This is a genomic window from Protofrankia sp. CiP3 (genome assembly GCF_917627345.1).
In the GTDB taxonomy this organism is placed as follows: domain Bacteria; phylum Actinomycetota; class Actinomycetes; order Frankiales; family Frankiaceae; genus Protofrankia.
Map to the genome: position 1 here is coordinate 2,819 of NZ_CAKJTM010000071.1, position 20,374 is coordinate 23,192.

At 66.0% G+C, this 20,374-nt stretch carries 17 protein-coding genes; 14 read left to right on the top strand and 3 right to left on the bottom strand.

Annotated elements, in window-relative coordinates:
• Positions 1-655, bottom strand: a 655-nt coding sequence (locus MJ797_RS19480) for a GAF domain-containing protein (protein WP_239337608.1), incomplete at its 3' end; no start/stop codon positions are given.
• Between the two features lie 104 nt (positions 656-759).
• A complete protein-coding gene (locus tag MJ797_RS19485; protein WP_239337610.1) occupies positions 760-1,437 on the bottom strand; it encodes an adenylate kinase in 678 nt (225 codons plus the stop codon).
• Positions 1,438-2,785: 1,348 nt separating this feature from the next.
• Here MJ797_RS19485 and acs point away from each other — a divergent pair.
• From acs to MJ797_RS19500, 3 genes are all read left to right on the top strand, one after another.
• The gene (acs, locus tag MJ797_RS19490; protein ID WP_239337655.1) at positions 2,786-4,783 is read left to right on the top strand and encodes an acetate--CoA ligase; all 1,998 of its coding nucleotides are present in this window, start codon (positions 2,786-2,788) and stop codon (positions 4,781-4,783) included.
• Between the two features lie 739 nt (positions 4,784-5,522).
• Positions 5,523-6,407, top strand: a complete 885-nt coding sequence (locus MJ797_RS19495; RefSeq protein ID WP_239337612.1) for a class I SAM-dependent methyltransferase — start codon at positions 5,523-5,525, stop codon at positions 6,405-6,407.
• The gene (locus MJ797_RS19500; RefSeq protein ID WP_239337615.1) at positions 6,404-8,236 is read left to right on the top strand and encodes a choline/carnitine O-acyltransferase; all 1,833 of its coding nucleotides are present in this window, start codon (positions 6,404-6,406) and stop codon (positions 8,234-8,236) included. The genes MJ797_RS19495 and MJ797_RS19500 overlap by 4 nt, the downstream gene beginning before the upstream one ends.
• A gap of 61 nt (positions 8,237-8,297) precedes the next feature.
• On the opposite strand, the gene MJ797_RS19505 is transcribed toward MJ797_RS19500, so the two are convergent.
• Positions 8,298-10,064: a substrate-binding and VWA domain-containing protein gene (locus tag MJ797_RS19505; protein ID WP_239337618.1), complete on the bottom strand. Its 1,767-nt coding sequence runs from the start codon at positions 10,062-10,064 to the stop codon at positions 8,298-8,300.
• Between the two features lie 580 nt (positions 10,065-10,644).
• Between MJ797_RS19505 and MJ797_RS19510 the strand changes: the two genes are divergently transcribed.
• The 11 genes from MJ797_RS19510 to MJ797_RS19560 all read left to right on the top strand — a co-directional run bounded on the left by MJ797_RS19510 (position 10,645) and on the right by MJ797_RS19560 (position 20,355).
• Positions 10,645-11,973, top strand: a complete 1,329-nt coding sequence (locus tag MJ797_RS19510; RefSeq protein WP_239337621.1) for an ammonium transporter — start codon at positions 10,645-10,647, stop codon at positions 11,971-11,973.
• Between the two features lie 751 nt (positions 11,974-12,724).
• Positions 12,725-12,946, top strand: coding sequence for a hypothetical protein (locus tag MJ797_RS19515; protein ID WP_239337624.1), 222 nt, complete (start codon positions 12,725-12,727; stop codon positions 12,944-12,946).
• A 57-nt stretch (positions 12,947-13,003) separates the two neighbouring features.
• A complete protein-coding gene (locus MJ797_RS19520; protein ID WP_239337626.1) occupies positions 13,004-14,170 on the top strand; it encodes a GNAT family N-acetyltransferase in 1,167 nt (388 codons plus the stop codon).
• A 26-nt stretch (positions 14,171-14,196) separates the two neighbouring features.
• The gene (locus MJ797_RS19525) at positions 14,197-14,643 is read left to right on the top strand and encodes a type II toxin-antitoxin system RatA family toxin (protein ID WP_239337628.1); all 447 of its coding nucleotides are present in this window, start codon (positions 14,197-14,199) and stop codon (positions 14,641-14,643) included.
• 157 nt (positions 14,644-14,800) lie between these two features.
• Positions 14,801-15,073, top strand: coding sequence for an acyl carrier protein (locus tag MJ797_RS19530; RefSeq protein WP_239337630.1), 273 nt, complete (start codon positions 14,801-14,803; stop codon positions 15,071-15,073).
• Positions 15,060-15,236: a hypothetical protein gene (locus MJ797_RS19535; protein WP_239337632.1), complete on the top strand. Its 177-nt coding sequence runs from the start codon at positions 15,060-15,062 to the stop codon at positions 15,234-15,236. The genes MJ797_RS19530 and MJ797_RS19535 overlap by 14 nt, the downstream gene beginning before the upstream one ends.
• Positions 15,236-16,267 (top strand): SDR family oxidoreductase, encoded by a 1,032-nt coding sequence (locus MJ797_RS19540; RefSeq protein ID WP_239337634.1) that lies wholly within the window; start codon positions 15,236-15,238, stop codon positions 16,265-16,267. Before MJ797_RS19535 ends, MJ797_RS19540 begins: the two co-directional genes overlap by 1 nt.
• 423 nt (positions 16,268-16,690) lie before the next feature.
• Positions 16,691-17,485 (top strand): ABC transporter ATP-binding protein, encoded by a 795-nt coding sequence (locus tag MJ797_RS19545; protein WP_239337637.1) that lies wholly within the window; start codon positions 16,691-16,693, stop codon positions 17,483-17,485.
• Positions 17,482-18,294 (top strand): ABC transporter ATP-binding protein, encoded by an 813-nt coding sequence (locus MJ797_RS19550; RefSeq protein WP_239337640.1) that lies wholly within the window; start codon positions 17,482-17,484, stop codon positions 18,292-18,294. The genes MJ797_RS19545 and MJ797_RS19550 overlap by 4 nt, the downstream gene beginning before the upstream one ends.
• On the top strand, positions 18,291-19,187 hold the full coding sequence (locus MJ797_RS19555; protein ID WP_239337643.1) for a branched-chain amino acid ABC transporter permease: 897 nt from the start codon (positions 18,291-18,293) through the stop codon (positions 19,185-19,187). The genes MJ797_RS19550 and MJ797_RS19555 overlap by 4 nt, the downstream gene beginning before the upstream one ends.
• On the top strand, positions 19,180-20,355 hold the full coding sequence (locus tag MJ797_RS19560) for a branched-chain amino acid ABC transporter permease (RefSeq protein ID WP_239337646.1): 1,176 nt from the start codon (positions 19,180-19,182) through the stop codon (positions 20,353-20,355). Before MJ797_RS19555 ends, MJ797_RS19560 begins: the two co-directional genes overlap by 8 nt.
• Positions 20,356-20,374 lie beyond the last annotated feature (19 nt).

Consider the following 20,374-nt stretch of genomic DNA (forward strand, 5'->3'; position numbering starts at 1 on the left):
TGCCGAGGCGGCGGATGCCGGCACCGAGGGTGAACAGCATCGCGCCGACGCTGTCGTGCAGCTCGAGGGCAAGCCGGCGGCGTTCCTCGTGAGCGGCGACGTCGGCCGCGTGCTGGGTGCGCTCCGCGACGATCTGCGCTGTCGCCATCCGGGCCGCCATCCGCTCGAGAGCCTGCGCGGTGCGGTCACCGAACTGTGTCCAGCTGCGGTTGGCGCCGTAGAGAACACCGAGTACCCGGCCATCGTGCATGATCGGCACCGCGATCATCGCTTTGAGGCCCTCGGTCGCGGCCTGTGGCGCGAAGTCCTGCGTGATCTCGGAGGAGGCGCAGTAGTCGCTGACCCACAGCGGGCGGCGAACGGTCAGGACCTTGCCGCCCAGCCCGGCCCCGACCGGCACGACGATGCCGTTCAGCGCTTCGGTTGCCACATTGACGCCGCGACCGAGCACGATCTGGTCGACGCCGTCCGGCTCACCGACCCACGCCACGTCGACACCGGCTAATCGCGGGACATCGACGACCATGCGCGCGATCGCCGCGGAGCGATCGAGCAGCGCGAGGACCGCGCCGTACTCCTCGTCGAGCGCGAGCAGCACCTCAGGCACTGGCGCGGCATGCCTGCGGCTTCCCGTAGCCGGCTTCGGCTGCCTCATACCACTGCTAACCATGTCCCTATAGTCTCTCAGTTCAGATTTATCCGCCATCTCCAGATGGAGACCTCTTTGCGAGGCCTCCATCTGGGGCCACCTGATGCCGGCTACGGCCGATACCCTCTGTTTGCTCGAGCGTCATACTGGCTCAGCACTGTGAGGGTGCGGTCGGTGACGTCGTCCACCGGACCGGTCGCGTCGATGCCGATGAGTATTCCCTTGGCGGCGTAGTAGGAGACCAATGGAGCGGTCTGCTCGGTGTACACCTCGAGCCGGCGCCGGACGGTCTCCGGTCTGTCGTCATCTCGCTGGAACAGCTCACCGGCACACCGGTCACAGATATTTTCAATCTTGGTCGGATCGAAGTCGATATGCCAGATATGCCGGCAGCGACGGCAGGTCCGCCGGCCGGAGAGCCGACACACCACCTCGTCGTCGTCCACGACAAGTTCCAGCACGATGTCGAGCTGGATCCCCAGCGCCGCCAGCATGCCGCCGAGCACCTCAGCCTGCGGCACGTTGCGGGGAAAGCCGTCCAGCAGGAAACCCTTGGCCGCGTCGTCCTCGGCTAGCCGGTTGCGGACCATCTCGATGGTGATTTCGTCCGGGACGAGGTCGCCGGCGTTCATGTACTTCTCCGCGGCCACGCCCAGCTCGGTACCCTCACGAACATTCATGCGGAAGATGTCCCCAGTGGAGATCTTGGGGATCGACCACGCCTGGGCGATGAACTCGGCCTGCGTACCTTTACCAGCTCCCGGCGGCCCGACCAGCACGAGGCGCACTATCGGAGGAAGCCTTCGTAGTTGCGGATCATGCGCTGGCTTCTGATCTGCTTCACGGTTTTCAGTTCCATCCTTGCTACGATTGGAAGCGGTGTATCCGAGGCCATGAACGACTGGTCCTCGGGCGGTTCGAACGGCGGTGATGGAAATACCGCCACGGCGTTGGCCCCAGCTGTTATGAACTCCAAAAATGAATGTCAAAGGATGAGTGTGCGCTGTTCGGCTCCCATAAATTCCCGACAGGTGATCGGGCTTATGGAAAGCTAGAGCTGTTGACCTTGCGGCTATCCTACTAAAAGCACCCGGCAAGAGGGGAGCGGATCAAGGAGCGGGGCTGGGGTGCGTGCGTCACGAGGCGGCGCGGGGAGTCACCGGAGGTGGTGGGCGGCGACCGGCGAGCCGGGGTACCCGTGCATCGCGCGGCGATGGATGGGGAGCGATGCGGCGAGGTGCGTGCCCCAATCCCGCGGTGCCGCGTCCCTATTGCCGGTCGCGCTGAATTATAGGACGCCCAGTGGGACGGGAGCCCGGACCTGAGCCGTTCTAGGCTGTTTGGATTTTGGCGGAAAATCTGCAACCAACTCAGGGCTACCTCTCGGATGCGGCGTCAGGGCTGTTCGCCAAGGGCGACCCTGGGCTGACGCCGCGTTGGGAGACCGACTGACGACGTTCCTCGAGCTCCATGTGACGTCAGCGTGACGGGCGGGTTCGTGTTCTGGCCGGTTCGCCCTGCGTGACTAGGTAACACTAGGGCATGGCCGCATCACACGCAAGGTAACATGTCCATTCACCGCTGCCTCCAGCGCGCTACCGGTCGTCAGCTGATGCCCGGGGTGGGAAGCTGCTCCGCCATTCCGGCACCGGGGCCGGGGCGTCGCTCCACCGAGTGTTGGCTGCCGCCGGCGATGTTGGCCTGACAGGCGTGATTGTGAGGCGGACATCGCTTGCCGCTCGTCTTGCCGCATCAACCGTTCGTCGCCTCGTCGGCACCGTTCGTCTAGGCGCTCTTGCGATGGCAGCGGCGGCATGCACATGGTTGGTCCTCCTGGGCTCGCCTCCACGGGAGGCCCTGTTCTGCCCCGGCCCGAGGAGTCGCCATGACCAGTACAACTGGGCCAGCAGCTGGCCGTGACCAAGGCGGGCGGCGTACCGGGCGCCATCGCGGATGTGATCAACGACACGTGGCGGCGCACGACCCTGCCAGCCCTGCCGGTCGAGAGGCCGCCGGAAGCCCGGAGCCGAGGCGAACCGTGCCCGTTGAGGAACAGACCGAGCACTAGGAGGACACGTCATGACAGATAGCACCCTGAACGCAGCTCCTCTGGATGACGGGGCTGCTTCGACGAGCATGACTGGCGCCGCGGAGGCGGAGGGCAGCGCTACAGACGCGGAAAGCGCGGAGCTGGAAAAGGACCTTGAACGTCTCCTGGCGGTCGAGCGGTTCGCCCCGCCCGCCGGTTTCGTCTCCCGCCACCAGGTGGACTGGGACGCCGCCGCCTGCGACCCGGTGGGCTTCTGGCTGGATCAGGCACGGTCGTTGCTGCGCTGGGACACCCCCTTCACCGAGGGGCTCGATGACAGTAACCCGCCGTTCTACACGTGGTTCGCGGACGGCCGGCTGAACGTTTCCGCCAACTGCCTGGACCGCCATGTCGCGGCCGGTCTCGGTGACAGAGTCGCCTATTACTGGCGGGGTGAGGAGGGCGAAGAACGGACGATCACTTATGCGGATCTGCATCGGGACGTCCAGCTGCTCGCCAACGGTCTGAAGAGCCTCGGCGTGGGCAAGGGCGACGTGGTGGGGATTTTTCTGCCGATGATCCCCGAGGTTGTCGTCGCGATGCTGGCCTGCGCACGGATCGGCGCCCCGCACAACGTGGTCTTCGGTGGATTCGCTCCGTCCGCGGTACGCGAGCGCATGGAGGTATCCGCGGCCAAGGCACTGATCACAGTGGATGGGGCTCGCCGTAAGGGTCGTACGGCTGCCATCAAAGAGGCGGTGGACGCCGAGATGGGGGACCTTGACTCGCTCCAGCACATCATCGTCGTCCGCTCGACGGGCACTGCGGCGCCGATGCGGACCGGCCGCGACATCTGGTACCACGACCTGCTCTCCGCTGCTGGCCCCGAGTGCCCGGCTGAGCCGATGGAGGCGGAACATCCGCTGTTCATCCTTTATAGTTCCGGCTCGACGGCGAAACCGAAAGGGATCCTGCACACCACCGGCGGGTACCTCACCCAGGTGACCTACACCCACCGGATGGTGTTCGATCTCGACCCGGCCACTGACGTCTACTGGTGTTCGGCCGATGTTGGTTGGGTTACCGGCCACTCGTACATCATATACGGACCGTTGTCCAATGCCGCTACCAGCGTCATGTACGAGGGCGCTCCGGATTACCCGGACAGGTCCATCTGGTGGGAACTGATAGAGCGGTACAGGGTCACCATTTTCTACACCGCGCCAACCGCGATCCGGGCCTGCATGAAGTGGGGCCCGTCGTATCCGGGGCGTCATGATCTGTCGTCGTTGCGGATCCTCGGCACGGTCGGTGAGCCGATCAATCCGAAGGCGTGGCTGTGGTATCACAGGGTGATCGGTGGTGAGCGGTGCCCGATCATCGACACCTGGTGGCAGACCGAGACAGGCGGGATAATGATCTCGCCGATACCCGGGCAGACCATCACCAAACCGGGCTCGGCGACTCACGCGTTGCCTGGGATCGCCGCGGAACTGTACTCCGAGGAGGGAGAGCCGCTGGACAGCGGCGTCGGTGTGCTCGTCGTCACCGCACCCTGGCCGGGCATGCTGCGTACGCTCTATGGTGACGACGAGCGGTTCGTTCAGACCTATTTCTCCCGTTTCGGACCAACGATCTACGTGGTCGGCGACGCCGCCCGCCAGGATCCAGATGGCTATTTTTGGATCATCGGCAGGATGGACGACGTCATCAACGTCTCCGGTCACCGGCTGTCCACAGCCGAGGTGGAGTCGGCGCTGGTCTCGCATGAGGCCGTCGCGGAGGCCGCCGTCGTCGGCCAGGCCGACGACGATACCGGGCAGGCCATCGTGGCATTCGTGACGCTGCGGGGCGATCGGGCAGGTGACGACTACATGGTGACGATGTTGCGCCAGCATGTGGCGCAACGGATCGGCAAACTTGCGCGGCCGCAGCGTATCGTCTGGTCCGATGACCTTCCGAAGACCCGGTCAGGAAAGATCATGCGTCGGCTGCTGCGGGACATCGCGGAGGGGCGCGAACTCGGAGATGTGACTACATTGCGTGATCCGGATGTGGTATTTCAGCTTCAGGAGAGGGTTGTCAAGGGTATGCGCGAAGAATAGGAGGGTGTGGCGCGGTCCTCGTGCCGCTCGATCGTCCCGCGGCGATTGAGTGTGTGAGCGTGTTACACGGAGTGCTGACAGGTGCGGCCCGAATTGTTGCGCCGTGTGTCCCCCTGGTGGTTTGCTGTTACCTGGGCGTGGCGGGAAACGCGTACTGTCCGGCACCGGGCACGGATTGTTGAGAGACCGTGTGTCTCCGGTGGCGAGTTTTCCAGTAGGTCAGTGTCACCGCCGGACCGAGAAGGGCGAGGAAGCCGCCGACGGGGCGTGTTGAAAAATGGGAAAGCGTTTCCGAGCGGGCCAGGCCGGGCTTGCTCAGACCTTTTCCGAGCCAGCTCAGGGAGCATCTCCGCAGGTGTCCGTCGAGTACGGCCGGGGCTGTATCGACGAACCTGCGGCAATGCCGCCGCGATCGGGTAACGTCGGATCGAACACCGCTACGGTCGCAGCACGGTCGCCAGGGCCACCCTGGCGCGGCCGGCTGCTTCCATGCGTTTGCCGGCCGGCTGCACCGCTGAAGGCTGTCCTGCTCGGTCGGGTTCCGCTCTGTTCGCTGACGTCGGTGCGCTAGTCAACCGCATCCTGCCTGCGGATGGATGCGGACCGCTTGCTGCCCAGTGCCGGGTGGCCAGGGACGAGCCGCGCGCGTCGACCAACTACCGGCTTAAGGAGTTGACCGGCGAGCTGAACCCCACGTCGGCCCACCACCCATTTCGCGATCAACGAAGGAGCGCGCTCCGTGCGTTTTGACGCCACTGGGAAAGTTTCACTCGATCACATTTATACCCAACCCGATCCGCGGGCTTATTTCAGTACGTTAAGCGAGCTCGGATATTGCATTCCCCAGCTGGCCAAGCCATATTTTGTGAAACTTATTCAGGAATACCGAAGGTCGCGGTTTGGTCATGTTCCTACTATTCTTGACATCGGTTGTTCCTATGGCATTAATGCGGCTTTGTTGAAGTATGGAGCAACCATGGACGAACTGTATGAACGCTACTGCGGCTTCGACGTAAACGAGCAGACCCGCGACACGTTACTGACCCGTGACCAGGAGCTGGTCCGTTCCCGTAGCCACCTCGGCTCTACCCAGTTCGTGGGTCTTGACAGCTCGCATCCTGCGCTGTCCTACGCGCTCGCGGCAGGGTTCATCGATGACGCGGTACATGCCGATCTGGAAGAGAACGACCCCACCGAGCAACAACGCCAGCAGCTCGCTGGAGCGGATCTCGTCATCTCGACGGGCTGTCTTGGTTATGTTACCGACAGAACCATCTCGCGAATCGTCAACGCGAACGGTGAGCGTAAACCGTGGATGGCGCATTTCGTCCTGCGGATGTTCCCGTTCGAACCTGTCGCGGCGAGCCTGGCTGAGCTGGGATACGAAACCGTTCACCTGGACCGCGTATTCAAGCAGCGACGGTTCGCCTCCCCCGAGGAGCAGTCGCTTGTCCTGGACACGTTGTGGACCGTCGGAGTGGATCCGCGAGGTCTGGAAGCCGATGGCTGGCTCTACGCGCAGCTCTACATCTCTCGGCCGCGCGGGACGAAGAATCGCCCAGTCGTGGACTTCGCAACAAATAAGGAGCCGTACATGCCCCCAAGCCAGCGAGGTCGAGGATGAAATCGTTCAACAGCCAAGAGGAACCCGCCCGGACTTTTGCCGGCGAAGAGCGTCTGCCGCGAGTACCGCTGCCCATGCTGGAGGCGAGCTGCGAGAAATTCCTCGAGTGGTGCGCGCCGCTGTTGTCTGTGGACGAGCTGGCGGCGACCGAGGCCGAGGTCGCGTCCTTCCTCCGGCCGGGCGGTCCTGGCCGCACCCTGCACGCGGCACTCGAACAGTACAACGCCGGGGTGGGTGTGCACAGCTGGCTCGACACATTCTGGCCGTCCCGGTACCTGGGCCGCCGTGACCGTATAGCCCTCAACGCGAATTTCTTTTTCCTGTTCAATGATTCGGACCGGCGACAGGTGGAGCGGGCGGCTGGGCTCATCGCCGCGGCCGTTGACTACAAACTACTGCTCGACGAGGAACTTGTCGCGCCGATCGTCCAGCGGGGGCAGGCGCTCTCGATGGAACAGAACAAGTTCCTGTTCTCCACGACCCGGATACCCGGGCCCGTGCAGGACACTGTCCGCGCGCCTTACAGCGAAAAATGGCCGGGCCCGTCTCAGGCGCGCCATATCGTCGTGTTCTTCCGCGGAAACATGTTCCGCATGGACGTGCTGGGCTCGGATGGCTGGCCCCACACGTTGGACGATCTTACGGCAGGACTGAGAGCGATCGTGAAGGCCGGTGCGACGCGGGCCGCGCCTGACACGTCTGTCGGACACCTCACCACCCAGGCTCGGGCCGACTGGGCCGCCAGCAGGCAAGCGCTGCTCGCCTGTCATCCCGATAACGCGGGCGCGCTCGAGGAGCTGGAGACCGCGCTGTTCTGCATGTGCCTGGAGGACTTCATCCCCCATGACGCCCTGGCCGCATGCGACCAGCTCCTGCATGGTGACAGCGCTAACCGCTGGTTCGACAAGGCGGTCTCTCTGATCGTTTTTGCCGATGGTACGGCGGGCATCAACGTAGAGCACTGCGGTCTGGACGGCACCACAATCCTCGGTTTCGTTGACGCCCTGCTGGGCGCATCGGCCGAGATGCACCCGGAACGGTCGGGGAGCCGCTCGCAGGGCCTACCGGCCATCGAGGCCATCGAATTCACGCTGGATGGTGACCTTCGGAGCGCGGTGCGGACCGCCGAAGCCTCGTTCGCGGCCTACAGCGCCGACACGGCTACCGCCACCCTGTCCGTCGAAGATTTCGGTGGGAACCGGGCCAAGCGGCTACGGATATCGCCGGATGCGTTCGTGCAGCTGGCCTATCAACTCGCTCACAAACGTACCAGGGGATTCGTGGGTGCCACGTACGAGTCGATCGCGACGAGACAGTACCGGCACGGGCGCACGGAGGCGATGCGCGTCGTCACACCTGAGGTGCTGCGGTTCGTGGCCGCGATGGATGACCCCGGAGCGGATGCGAAGACCCGCAGAGCGGCGTTTCGGGCAGCTGCCGAAAGGCATGTGCAACGTGCGAAAGAGTGCCAGACGGGCCAGGCACCCGAGCAGCATCTGTGGGAACTTCAGCTGATCCAGAAGCGGCGCGGTGAGGCGCTGGGGGTGACCGAAGCACCCGCTCTGTACGAGACTCCGGGCTGGCTCAAGATGCGGGACGACTATCTGAATACCAGTTCCGCGCCATCGACCAGCATCCAGTACTTCGGCTTCGGGCCGACCAACAGCCGGTGCATCGGTATCGCCTACGTCTTGCTGCCCGACCGCTTCAACCTCTACCTGAGTACGGCCCGCCCGATGGCCGGCGAGATGTCCGTGTTCGCTGACCAGCTCCGGGAAGCACTGCGCGAGCTACAGGACCTGCTGGCTACCGAGCGAGCGGAGGACTGAGGAACCCGCTCATAGCTGAAGGGGGGCCGCCCACCCGGGCGGCCCCCCTTCAGTTTATGATCTAGTGCGTGGTAAGCACGTCGAGGATCACCTGGGAGATGGAGTTCTCGTCGCGCGCGGGATAGCTCTTGGCATCGGTCGCGGCGGAGATGCGCTGGAGTGCCTGCGCATCGGCCTGACCGCCGTAGGCAATGGTGATCAGATGCACGGGATGCTCCGGGTCGAATTCACTCCTGAGCTTCGTGATCAGATTGTCGAGGGAAATACTGCTCAGGTTGTCGTCCTGGCCGTCGGTCAACAACACGACCTGGTTCGGCCGGCCGGCTGTATAGACGGATTTGAGCTTGAGGAACGCGGCGAGCGCCGTGTCGTAGAGCCCCCCATCGTTGTCCTTGGCCTGCAACCTGTCGGTGTTCTGGATCAATAGGTCCCGGCGGGAGGTACCGTTGATCACTTCTCTTATTGGGCCGACCTGCACCAGCTCCTGGTAGCTGGCGGTGCTGCCCGGAACGCGGGAGAACTGCCACAGTCCCATCTCGGAATCTTCGGCGAGCGCGCCGTACACCGAATCCATCGCGCTGATGGCCACCTTCAGCCGGGTCACGCCCCCGCTGTCCGCTACCACGCCGCCCATCGTACCGGAGGTGTCGATGACGGCGAGTGTCGTGCCACGCTGGTGGACAGCCTGGAACAGGGCGAGCGCTGACCCCGTCGCCGCGGGATTGACAGATTCCGCCGGCTCGAAACGCAGCCCGGGGGAGAAGCCGGCGTCGGTGGTGAGCTTCGGAGCTGATCCGTCCTCGCCCCGCAGGCCCGCTCCAGTGAACGCGTCCTGCCCGGTCTTGCTGAGCATCATTTCCAGGAACCCCTGGACAGCGGCCTTGTGGGCCGGGCTCCCATCCGGGCCGACCTGAACGAACGGAATGTTCTGGACCGCGATCCCGTCCGTTGGATAGATCGCGACGAGTGGCTCCTTCGGCGGGGTGGCCTTTCCGTCGGTGCCGGCACCGTTGTTGTAGTCGAACATCATGTTCTCCGACATCGGTACCGCGGAGACGTGGCCGGTCAGCCCTCCTCCGCTGGTGTCGGCGTCGGACTGGCGTAGCCAGGCCAGCAGCGCCTCGTCCGAGTCGGCGATGGCCGAGCTCCTGCGCTCCAGGTCGAGAACCACCTTCTTGGCGGACATGTCATCGCGGAACGTCTGGACGGTGAGTTCCCCAGCCGGTTTGCCCAGCGCGACCGCGGAGATGGACATCATCGCGGCCGCGCTGGCCGACGACGTCTGTGGGCTGGCGAAGGCGACCTGGAACTTGCCGGGGTACTTGTCGTTGTGGTCGTGCCAGAAGGTGGTGCTCCCTTCGTTGATACGAAGATCATCCCAGGACGGGTTCTTGCTCGGCCAGCGCAGCGTCCTGGCCATGCTCCGCGGCACCGCGATGACGACCGGTGAGGTCGCGATCGTCGGTGCGCTCTGCGGTACCAGGGTGCGTGCCGGTTCCTGCAGGCGAGCCATGTCGAGCCAGGCCGTGGAGTCCGGGATCCACACGTCCGGCTGGTTTCCCGCGGTCGCGTCTCGCCACCCTCCGCCAAGCAGCCGCGTGGTCTCCTGGGCGGCACGTGTGCTCACCCGGACGGTGACACACGTGCCGTCGACGTTTGGCTTGGTCTGCTGGTAGTTGGCGGCTGCCGAACGGACAGCGGCGGACACCTCGGGTGCCGCTTCAACGGTCAGAGCGAGTGCGCCTGAGCACGATTCCGAGCTGGCACCGGAGGTGGTGCGTAACGCCAATATCGTACCGGCGATCACTACTCCGGTCAGTAGGAACACGAGGACTGCGCGTGGAGCCCGAGAGGGTGGGGGTTCGACCTCGTAGGCATTTTGATCTTGGTCTGGCATGAGCCCCAGACCTCCTGGAGACGGCGCCCGCTTCGGCGGGGACGCGGTGCGTATTGGGGGGCATGGCAACTGTGACAATGACGATAATGTCCACGATTTTCGTCTTGCCCGCTATCTCTAGATGGAGACCTCCTGACCGAGATCTCCGTTTGGAGCTACCTGGTGCTGTCGGTTCTGGTACAGGCTCCGCGGTGTGGTACGGATCTCCGCGGAACTGGTTGAGGCGCTGGCCGGGCTTGTCGGCCTCGTTGCGGTCGAGCTGGTTAACTATGCTGCCCGTGACGTCAGGCCGGCCGCCACTGAATTCGGACCGGGGCCGGGATCTCTCGCACCGCGGATTGGTCGAAGAAGTCGGTGGTAATGGCGTTGCCACCTGCCCCAAGAACAACAACGGGTCCACCAGGTTCGGTACCAAAGTAGCTACGTACTCGCGGAATGATCAGGTTACTCCAGGAGAGCCGCACCCGTAGACGCCAAGGAACCCATCGGTTGACCGGGAAGGAACCTCGGGATGGAAATAAATACGGGCGCCACCGCCTGGGTGCTGATCTGCGCCGCTCTCATCCTGCTGATGACACCAGGCCTGGCCTTCTTCTATGGCGGCCTGCAAGGCCGGCACAACGTACTCGGCATCATGATGCAGTGCTTCTGCGCCATCGGGGTCGTCAGCGTCACCTGGGCGCTGGTCGGTTTCTCGCTCGCGTTCGACGGCGGTAATCGCTTACTCGGTGGCCTGCACTTCGCCGGACTGACGCCGTCGAGCCTGAGCGGCGGTGTGCCCGGTATGCCTCGGCTGGCGGTACCGGTGATCGCATTCGCTCTTTACCAGATGATGGGTGCCGTGATCACCCCGGCGCTGGTCACCGGAGCGGCCGCGGACCGCTGGCGCTTCGCCGCCTACATCCTCTTTCTCGTGCTGTGGCCGATAGTTGTCTACGCGCCGGTCGCGCACTGGGTCTTCTCGCCCACCGGATGGGCTGCCAAGCTGGGCGCCCTCGACTTCGGTGGCGGTATGGTCGTGCACGCCAACGCTGGTGCCGCCGCTGTCGCCATGGCGATGGTGCTCGGACACAGAGTGGGGTGGCCCGAGCGGCAGAAGCCGCCGCACAGCGTGCCGCTGGTGATGATCGGCGCCGGGATACTGTGGTTCGGCTGGCTCGGGTACAACGGGGGCTCCGCGTTGAACGCGAACGGGCTGGCGGCCCTCGCCTCGACCAACACCAACCTCGGCGGGGCCGCGGCGCTGCTGACCTGGATCGCGGTCGAGCGCGTCCGGACTGGCAAACCGACCGTCCTCGGAGCCGGTACCGGAGCGCTCGGCGGACTGGTCGCAGTGACTCCATGCGCGGGGTTCATCACACCGATGTCCGCCATTCTCATTGGCGCGCTGGCCGGAGTGGTGTGCTGTCTCGCGGTCGGTTTGAAGGCGTGGCTCATTCTTGACGACTCCCTGGACGTCATCGCGGTGCACCTGGTCGGGGGCTGCCTTGGCACTCTTTGTCTCGGTCTCTTCGCGACCAAGAGCGTCAACCCCGATGGCGCCAACGGGCTTTTCCACGGCGGCGGGCTTCACCTGTTCGGCAACCAGTTGTTGGCGCTGACCGTCGTCGTAATGTATTCACTGATTGCGACGTATCTGATCGGTATGCTCATTGATCTGATCGTCGGTAACCGGGTGAGCCGGCGCCAGGAGTGGACCGGCCTGGACCTCGCGGAGCACGGCGAGCTCGCATATGCCGCCGGGACACCGGAGGTGCCGGAGGTGCCGGAGGCACTGGCAGGTCTGGAAGACTGGAATCAGCCGCTGAAGCCGGACTCGACGGCCGGGCATCATCGCTGAACATTGATTCAGCCAGCCGGGATGACCGGCACAATGGTGACGGTGCCCGGGCGGCTCCCCGCGGATGTCGGTGGTCTGGATGGTCCGCGTCCGTCCTGGCCACCGGTGGCCGGCGGCCGGTTCATCGCTCTCGCTGGTGCCCAGGTGAAAGTCCCGGTTCCCGGAGTCCTTCAGAACCTGTTTTGTGAATCTTCTGTCCGGGCGAGCCGTGTCCAGCCAGCCCTGGCTTCGTTGTCGGCCGAACCGATGCGCCTCAGCGGCATCGGTTCGGCTTGCCAGCCCGCCAGGAACTACCTGGACACAGCTTCCTGATCGAACGACGGCTTCGGAAACACGCCGTAGAGCGGCCCGGCAGTAGCCAGCTGTTTTTAGAGCGCCCGAGAATAGGACTGTCCGGCTCGCTGGCTCCCCGCGTCCCGCCTGGCCGCGTTGTCGTCAGTCGGCGCCCACCACCAGGGCGCCTTCCTCCGCTGCCTTGCCGGACCGGGTGCGGATGAGCCGCTCACTGATCGAACGCCCTATTGCCGGTCGCTCTAAGCATAATTTTCTGATTGAAGCGGTGGCGGCGAACGCTGACCGGTTCACGGTACTGCGGATGGAGATATCCAAATGGTGGTGTTCAGTCAGTAAATGACCTGTTACAGTCCATTGTGCCCAGGTGGGACCTGCGGGGCACACCGCCTGGGCGCGGCTTCATCGGCCTGTGCGCCTGTGTCGGTCTCCCGGTCGTGACCTCGGAAAGGGCAGCCAGGTGAGCTTTCTCGGTGGCGAAAGATCCGTACCTGACCGGCTCCGCCCCGGCATGGACACCGCGTCGGCGCGGCGGCCGTCCGCCGAACTGTCGTTCATCAGCTCGGTCGAGCCGGCCTGCCTCGCCTCGGCCACCGGTCTGGTCTCCCAGCTGCCCGCTGTGGGCCTGATGGCCCAGCCGCTATGTACGGCGCTTACCGGTCAGCCGCCGCGCATCAGCTGACCGGTAAGCGCCGTTCCCGTCCCTGCCCCTTGACCCGGCCCAGAGTGGTGAGAACCCATGGCAGAGCACAGTGGCCACGGCGCGGTGACGGCGCCGGCCGGATACGCTGTCGATATCCTGCCCGGCGTGGGCGCTATCCCGGCGCAGGTGTGGGACGGGCTGGCTCCCGCGGACGACCCCATGTGGGCACGGCAGGTCTTCGCCGCGATGGAACAGGGCGCCATCGGGCCGGACGAGTACGCCTACGTGGTGGTCCGGAGCGCGGGGGAGATCTGCGCGATCCTGCCGCTGGCCGCTTTCCGGGAACTGCGGCTCGACGACGTCATAGGCCCTGGCGAGCGACGCCTGCTGGCCCCGGCACGCAGGCTGTTCCCCCGGCTTTTGTGCGTGCCCATGCTGTTTTGCGGCAACTTCCTCGGTCCGGGCCGGGTCCTGAGCCGGGGACCGCTCCAGCCGGAGGTCTCCGAGCTGCTGGTGCGGGCGGTCCTGCGGTACGCCCGGCGGAACCGGCTGGGAACGGTTGTGTTCAAGGACTTCGCGCCTGAGTGTATGGCGGCGCTGCGCCCGCAGCTGGCGGCAGCCGGCTTCTTCTTCGCGCCCAGCCTGCCGGACACCGAGCTCCGGCTGGGCCATGTCTCCTTCGAGGACTACCTCGCCGCGCTGCCGGCGAAGGCACGCCGGAACGCGCGTAGCACGATACGAAATTTCCGCGACCACCCGGGACTGAGAATCGAAGTGCGGAGGGATTTCGCGGACCTGCTGCCCGCCATGCTTGGGCTCTACCAGCAGGTGATGGTGCGCGCCGACCAGACACTGGATGTCCTCGACGGGGTGTTCCTGCGGGCGCTGTCCGACGCCGAGGGCTTGGAGCAGCGGGTGGTGGCCTGCTTCGACGGGGACAAGCTGGTGGCCTTCCTGCACTGCTTCTTCCGCGGTCACGGTGCCGTGGGGGTGCGGATCGGGCTGGACTACCGGCTGGCGCATCAGGCCCGGCTTTATCACAACGTGCACTACGCGGCCATTGAACTTGCCATCACGGAGAAGTGCCAGCATATCAGGTTCGCCCAGACAGCCTACGAACCAAAGCGGGAGCTGGGCTGCGCGTTGGTGGAGCAGTCCTACGCCATCACCCATATCCGTGCGTTCCCCCGGGCCGTCCTTCGCCATCTGCTGCCACCCGCGCTGGCGTCCGCCCGGGCGGACGCCTTGGCGCCACGGTCCTGACCCATCTCGCCTCAAGAGAGCCTCCGATGCCCACAGTCGAAGCCGAACTGTCCATCGACGCCCTGCCCGCCCAGAGCTGGGCCGCGGTCGCCGACGTCGAGAGCTACCCACAGTGCATGGACAATGTCCGATCAGTTGAGATCGTCGAGTGCTCTGGGCCGGACCACCGGACAACGGCGTGGTCGGTCTGGCTCAGGGGATCGGTGCTGGAGTGGGTGGCGGCCGAGTATCTCGATCACCAGGCCCGCCGATGCGACTTCCGCCAGATCAGTGGGGACCTGTCGCGCTTCGTCGGTTACTGGTCCGTCCGCCCGGCCGGCGACAGCGCCAGCCTGGTGTCCCTGCACCTGGAGTTCGACATCGGTATCCCGCTGCTCGCCGGCATGCTGAATCCGGTTGCCGCCGCCGCGCTGCGGGAGAACGCCCAGCAGATGCTCACCGCGCTCGAGCGGCGGCTGACCGACAGCCGGTAACCACGCTCGTGCTCACGACAGCGCCTGTTCCTATGACCACCATCTAACGCCGAGCCGGAGCAGGCACTCGACATTCCCGACGGCGCGCTGGCCGGGGCCACCCGCGCGATCGCCGTCGGCTGAACTGACCACCGAATCAGGAGCAACAAGGAAAAACATGAACATGACACCGCAGCAACGCGAGCTGGCCGACGTCGTCCGCGCCACCATCGCCGATGTCCTCGGCGCTGACATCGACGTGATCAATGACAACACCGACCTGCGTGCCGAGTTCGACATCGACAGCCTGGAGCTGATGGCGGTGGGCGCGCAGTTAGAACGCGTGCTCGGCGTCCGGATCGAGCCCGAGAAGCTGGTCCGGGCCGAAACAGTCGGGCATGCCGTCGAACTGCTGGTGGCCCGTCAGGTCTCCGTGGATGACTGTGGCTGACCGGCCGCCGGTCGCGAACCTCGTTGCCGGCTCGGCGGCCGGTCTCGTCGAGGCCGTGGCCGAGGCCCCCAGAAGCGGGGCCGTGGCGTCGGCGCTCGCCAGCTTCTTCGGCTTCGGCGGGCAGAACGCCTGCCTGGTCCTGATCTCTTTGCGGGAGATGTGATGCGCATCCTCATCACCGGGGCAACTGGTGTCATCGGCACCGAAACCGCTGACCGGCTGCTCAGCCACCCCGCGGCACCGGATCTCGTCCGGGTGGCGCGGCGGGCCAGCGGCACTGCCATCGTCCGCTGGAACATCGGTCAGGAGCCGGCTCCGCCCGAACTGGCCGGCCGCTGGGACACCATCGTGCACACCGCGGCAGCCACCCACTGGAGCATGACCCGGGACGAGGCCACCGCCAATATCAACACCCTGCGCGCGGTGCTCGGACTGGCCGGCCCTGAGACGCACGTCGTTCACGTCTCCACCGCTTACGTGGACGGGGCACGCCTCCCCGCGGGCTGCGGGGGGACGGAGTTCGAGGGCTACCGCAACGGTTATGAGTGGTCCAAGGCCGCCTGCGAGGAGATCGTGTCCACCCGCCATCGCGGCCCGGTGACGGTGATCCGCCCACCATTGGTGATGGGCCGGCGCGGTGACGGCGGGATCACTCGTTTCTCCGGTCCCTACACCCTGTTACCGGCATTGGTCTCCGGACTGGCCGCGGTGGTGGTTGGGGATCCCGACGGCTACGCCGAGATCAGCCCCGTGGACGAGGTCGCCGACGTGATCGTCGACGCGGCGCTCGGTGCCCCGCCGACGGCGCCCCGCACCGAGGTCATCGCGGGAGGGCAGGGCAGCCTGCGGCTGGCCAGGCTGGTTGACATCGCCTGCGACACCATCAACACATACCGGACGACGAAGGGCGTCGAGCCGATCGACAGACCGCCGACGGTCTCCACCGACAGCTGGAACCGGTTCTTCCTCCCGCTGGCCGAGCAGTGGCTGTCCCCGGCGCAGCAACGGGCCGTCAAGCTGCTGGCCATGTTCCAGAGCTACACCAGCATGTCGCGGCCGTTCGAGCCCACCCGGCAGGTACGGGACTCAGGCGAGGTGATGGCCGCTTCGGTGTGGTACTGGGCCGAGAACCGGCACCGCAGGGCCCTCGCCACGCCCAGCCCGTGGACCCTGATCGCTGATCGCCGGCGGTAACGGGCTGGTTCGTATTCCGTCCTGGCGGAATAGGGCCATAAAAATCGATCATGATTGTTATAGCCAGTTTGAACACAGTGTGCCCAGGGACATATTAGCGGTAGTCGGGGGTGGGTCGTGTTGACGCCGGTTTTAGCTGTTTCGCACCCCGTTAGCTACGTCCCCGGGCCTGGCCCCGTTCTCCACGCATGCCGCATCGCTGCTGCTCCGGGCGCTGTAACAGTCGTCACTCCCCGTGATCGACGCAGGCCAAAGTGGGTAACGCGCGGAATGCGGGCCTGGCCGGACGCGCCGTCTCCGCGTGGAGACCTCTTTACCGAGACTCTCCGTTTGGAGCTAGTGGACGCCGGCTGCCTGGAGCATGATCCAGATCCCATCGGCCGCACATTCACGACGGCCATCGCTGAGAAAGAAATGGCGTTGATGCTGAGAGTACGTGACCTCCAGGTGAACTATCGAGGCGCGATCCTCGGGCTGCGACGCATCTCACTGGAGGTACCGGCCGGTGCGGTAGTGGCCGTACTGGGTAGTAATGGTGCCGGCAAGACCACCCTGTTACGGGCTGTGTCGGGGGCCATCGGTGAGTACGGCGGTTCCATCAGCAACGGGACGGTCGATTTCGACGGCCGCAGCCTGGTGGGGAAGTCTGCCGCGGCGATCGTGGCCGCCGGGATCGTGCAGGCGCCGGAGGGCCGCCGGATCTTCGAGCGACTCACCGTCGGTGAGAACCTTCGCATCGGCGGGTTCACCGTCCGGGATCGTCAGGCCAGCGCGAAAGCGCGGCTGTTTGTCCACGAGCTGTTCCCCATTCTCTACGACCGCCGTGACCAGCGCGCCGGCCTGTTGTCCGGTGGTCAGCAGCAGATGCTGGCGATCGGACGCGCGTTGATGGCCGGCCCGCGGCTGCTCCTGCTCGACGAGCCGTCGCTGGGACTGGCACCGAAGATCGTAGGTCAGATCGGGCGGGTGATCCGGGAGATCAACGCCCGTGGCACGACGGTGTTGCTGGTCGAGCAGAACGCGGCGATGGCGCTGTCGGTGGCCACCCACGCTTTCGTGCTCGCCACCGGTGAGGTCCGGCTGTCCGGCTCGGCCGCCGAACTGGCGGCCGACGACACCGTCCGCGACCTGTACCTGGCGCGTGACACCGAAGTGGCGGTTGAGCATGAGCTGGTCGCCAGCACAAGCCGGCCACGGTTGGGAAGGTGGCAGGGATGAGCGCCCGCTCCACCGCCGCTGCAGCGGAGCTGGTCGTGGACGCGGTCACTGTCCGGTTTGCCGGCGTCACCGCGCTCGACGGCGTGTCGTTCACGGTCGGCACGGCGGCGATCCACGCCGTGATCGGGCCGAACGGCGCGGGGAAGTCGACGTTGTTCAACGTCGTGTCCGGGGCTTACCGGCCCGCTAGCGGAAGCGTGCGTTTCCGCGGCGCGGACCTGACCCGCCTGCGGCCGCACCGGATCGCCGGGCTGGGCGTCGCCCGGACATTCCAGAACATCGCGCTGCTGGCGTCCGAGTCGGTCGAGGAGAATCTCATGATCGGCCGGCACCGGCTCACTCGAACCGGGTTCGTCGCGGCCGCTTTGAGGACCCCGCCGGCACGCCGGGAGGACCGGCGGCACCGGGTCCGCGCGCGGGAGATCGCCGGCTTCCTCGGCCTCGGCGGCAAGCTCGACATCGCAGCCGGGGAGCTGTCCTATGGCGACCAGAAACGGGTGGAGATCGCTCGAGCCCTGTGCGTCGAGCCCGCTCTGCTGCTGCTCGACGAACCGGCCGCCGGTATGAACGCCCACGAGACGGCAGCCATGGGGCGCCTCATCCGTGACATCCGCGATGACCTGCAGATCCCGGTGCTGCTGGTCGAGCACGACATGGGCCTGGTGATGGGCATCGCCGACCGGGTGACCGTGCTCGACTTCGGCAGGCGTCTCGCTGACGGCACCCCGGCGGAGATCCAGCACGACCCCGCGGTACAGGACGCCTACCTCGGCACTGACGACAGCGACTCTCCAGGAGAAGGATCGTGAGACTGTTTCTCGAGCTGATCGTCAGTGGGCTTTCGCTCGGTGCGGTATATGCGTTGTTAGCACTCGGCTTCGTCATGGTGTTCAAGGCCAGTGGCGTGGTCAACTTCGCCCACCCGGCCCTGCTGATGATCGGCGCTTACACGACGGCCAGGCTGGCTGCCGATGGTCACGTACCGTTCGTGGTCGCCATCCTCGCCGGGGTCGGCCTTGCCTCGGTCGCCGCGCTCGTCGTCCAGCGGCTGCTTGTGTACCCGATGGCCAGCAGGTCCGCCATCACGGTGAGCGTCATGACCATAGGGGTCAACCTGGTCATCCAAACGGAGATCATTCGAAGGCTCGGCGTCGATATTCTCCCCATGCATGATCCATGGGGAGCCCGGGTCCTGACGGTGGCCGGCGTACACATCCCGCAGACCCGGGCTGCGGCTCTCGTCGTCGGAGTTGCGCTGATCGGTGCCTTCTTCGTCTGGTTCAAGTTCTCCATCTGGGGAATCGCCATGCGTGCCGTTGCCGACGATCCGGAGACGGCCGCGCTGATGGGCATCCGGCGCGCACGTGTGTCGGCACTCGCCTGGACGCTCGCCGGGGCCCTCGCGGCGGTCGCCGGCCTGTTCCTGACCGTCTACCCGACGTCCGGGGTGGCTCCGGCGAGCGCGGCGGCGGCGCTGCGGGCCTTTCCCGCGGCGATCATCGGTGGCCTCGACTCCACCGGCGGCGCCATAGCGGGCGGCCTGATCGTGGGTGTCGCCGAGGTGCTGACCCAGGGCTACGCCCACGACCTGACCTTCCTCGGGCAGGGCTTCGACACCGTCATGCCCTACGCGGTCATGGTCGCGGTGCTGCTGGTTCGGCCGTCCGGCCTGTTCGGCACACAGGAGCTGCACCGTGCCTGACTCGCGTAGCGCCCTCGGTGTCGCCGATTCGGCGCCCGTCGCCCGCGCACGGTCGGCCGCGGCCGCATCGCGGCCGAACCCGCGCCGTCCCGTCACAATCGTGGCCGTGCTCGCGGCTGTGCTCGTCGCGCTGGCGATCCCGCTGTATGCCGACAGGTTCTGGTTGCAGCTTGGTCTGTTCGCCTTCGCCAGCACCGTCGCGGCGCTCGGCCTTACCCTCCTTCTCGGCCAGGCCGGCCAGCTGTCGTTCGGGCATCCCTTCTTCGTCGCGGTCGGCGCCTACGGCTACACCGTTCTCGCCAGCGGCCCCAGCACCGCCGGTGCCCACCGTCTCGGCCTCGCGCTGCCACCAGCCGTCGCGGCCCTGGCCGCGGTGCTGCTGGCCGGTGTGGCCGGGCTGCTGTTCAGCCCGATCGCGGCCCGGCTGCGCGGGATCTATCTCGGGATCGCCTCCCTCGGCCTGGTCTTCGTCGGGCAGCACATACTGTTCAACGCCGAGACGCTGACCGGCGCCTCCAACGGCAGGGGCGTACCCGCCTTCGCGCTGCCGGGTTTTCGGTTCGACACCAGCTCCCAGGAGACGCTGTACGTATTCGGCGTGCCGTTCGGCCGCGAGGAGAAACTGTGGTACCTCGGCCTGGCGGTCACCGTCGCGGCCTGCCTCTGCGCCCGTAACCTGATCCATAGCCGGCCAGGACGCTCCCTTCGCGCGGTCCGTGACCGGGAACTGATGGCTGGGATCATGGGCGTGCCGGTGACCCGCTACAAGGCGTACGCGTTCGCGCTCTCGTCGATGTACGCCGGCCTCGGCGGCGTCCTGACCGCCCTGGCATTCGGCCGGATCGTCCCGGACACCTTTGGGCTTGACCTGGCCGTGCAGTACCTGGTGATAGTGGTTATCGGCGGGCTCGGCTCGCCCGCGGGCGCGGTGGCCGGTGCCCTCTTTGTCGCCGGCCTGCCGGCCGTCCTTGACCGGTACGCCTCCGCCCTGCCCGGACTCGCTCCCGAGGGCTCGCCGGGAGTCATCAGCCCCGCCGTGGCTGCCCAGCTGACTTTTGGTATGGCAGTGATCATTCTTCTGCTGTTCGAACCCGGCGGTGTCACCGCCGTGGGCCGGCGCTTACGCCGTGGCGCGGACCGAGCCCTCGTCCGCGCGCGTCGCTCCTGAGCCACTCTCGGCAGTCCAT

Excerpts from the sequence above, each read along its gene's own strand:
- MJ797_RS19520 (WP_239337626.1), top strand. The coding sequence starts at position 13,004 with ATGGCAGAGCACAGTGGCCACGGCGCGGTGACGGCGCCGGCCGGATAC.
- acs (WP_239337655.1), top strand. The coding sequence starts at position 2,786 with ATGACTGGCGCCGCGGAGGCGGAGGGCAGCGCTACAGACGCGGAAAGC.
- MJ797_RS19500 (WP_239337615.1), top strand. The coding sequence starts at position 6,404 with ATGAAATCGTTCAACAGCCAAGAGGAACCCGCCCGGACTTTTGCCGGC.
- MJ797_RS19525 (WP_239337628.1), top strand. The coding sequence starts at position 14,197 with ATGCCCACAGTCGAAGCCGAACTGTCCATCGACGCCCTGCCCGCCCAG.
- MJ797_RS19550 (WP_239337640.1), top strand. The coding sequence starts at position 17,482 with ATGAGCGCCCGCTCCACCGCCGCTGCAGCGGAGCTGGTCGTGGACGCG.
- MJ797_RS19545 (WP_239337637.1), top strand. The coding sequence starts at position 16,691 with ATGCTGAGAGTACGTGACCTCCAGGTGAACTATCGAGGCGCGATCCTC.
- MJ797_RS19510 (WP_239337621.1), top strand. The coding sequence starts at position 10,645 with ATGGAAATAAATACGGGCGCCACCGCCTGGGTGCTGATCTGCGCCGCT.
- MJ797_RS19535 (WP_239337632.1), top strand. The coding sequence starts at position 15,060 with ATGACTGTGGCTGACCGGCCGCCGGTCGCGAACCTCGTTGCCGGCTCG.
- MJ797_RS19530 (WP_239337630.1), top strand. The coding sequence starts at position 14,801 with ATGAACATGACACCGCAGCAACGCGAGCTGGCCGACGTCGTCCGCGCC.
- MJ797_RS19540 (WP_239337634.1), top strand. The coding sequence starts at position 15,236 with ATGCGCATCCTCATCACCGGGGCAACTGGTGTCATCGGCACCGAAACC.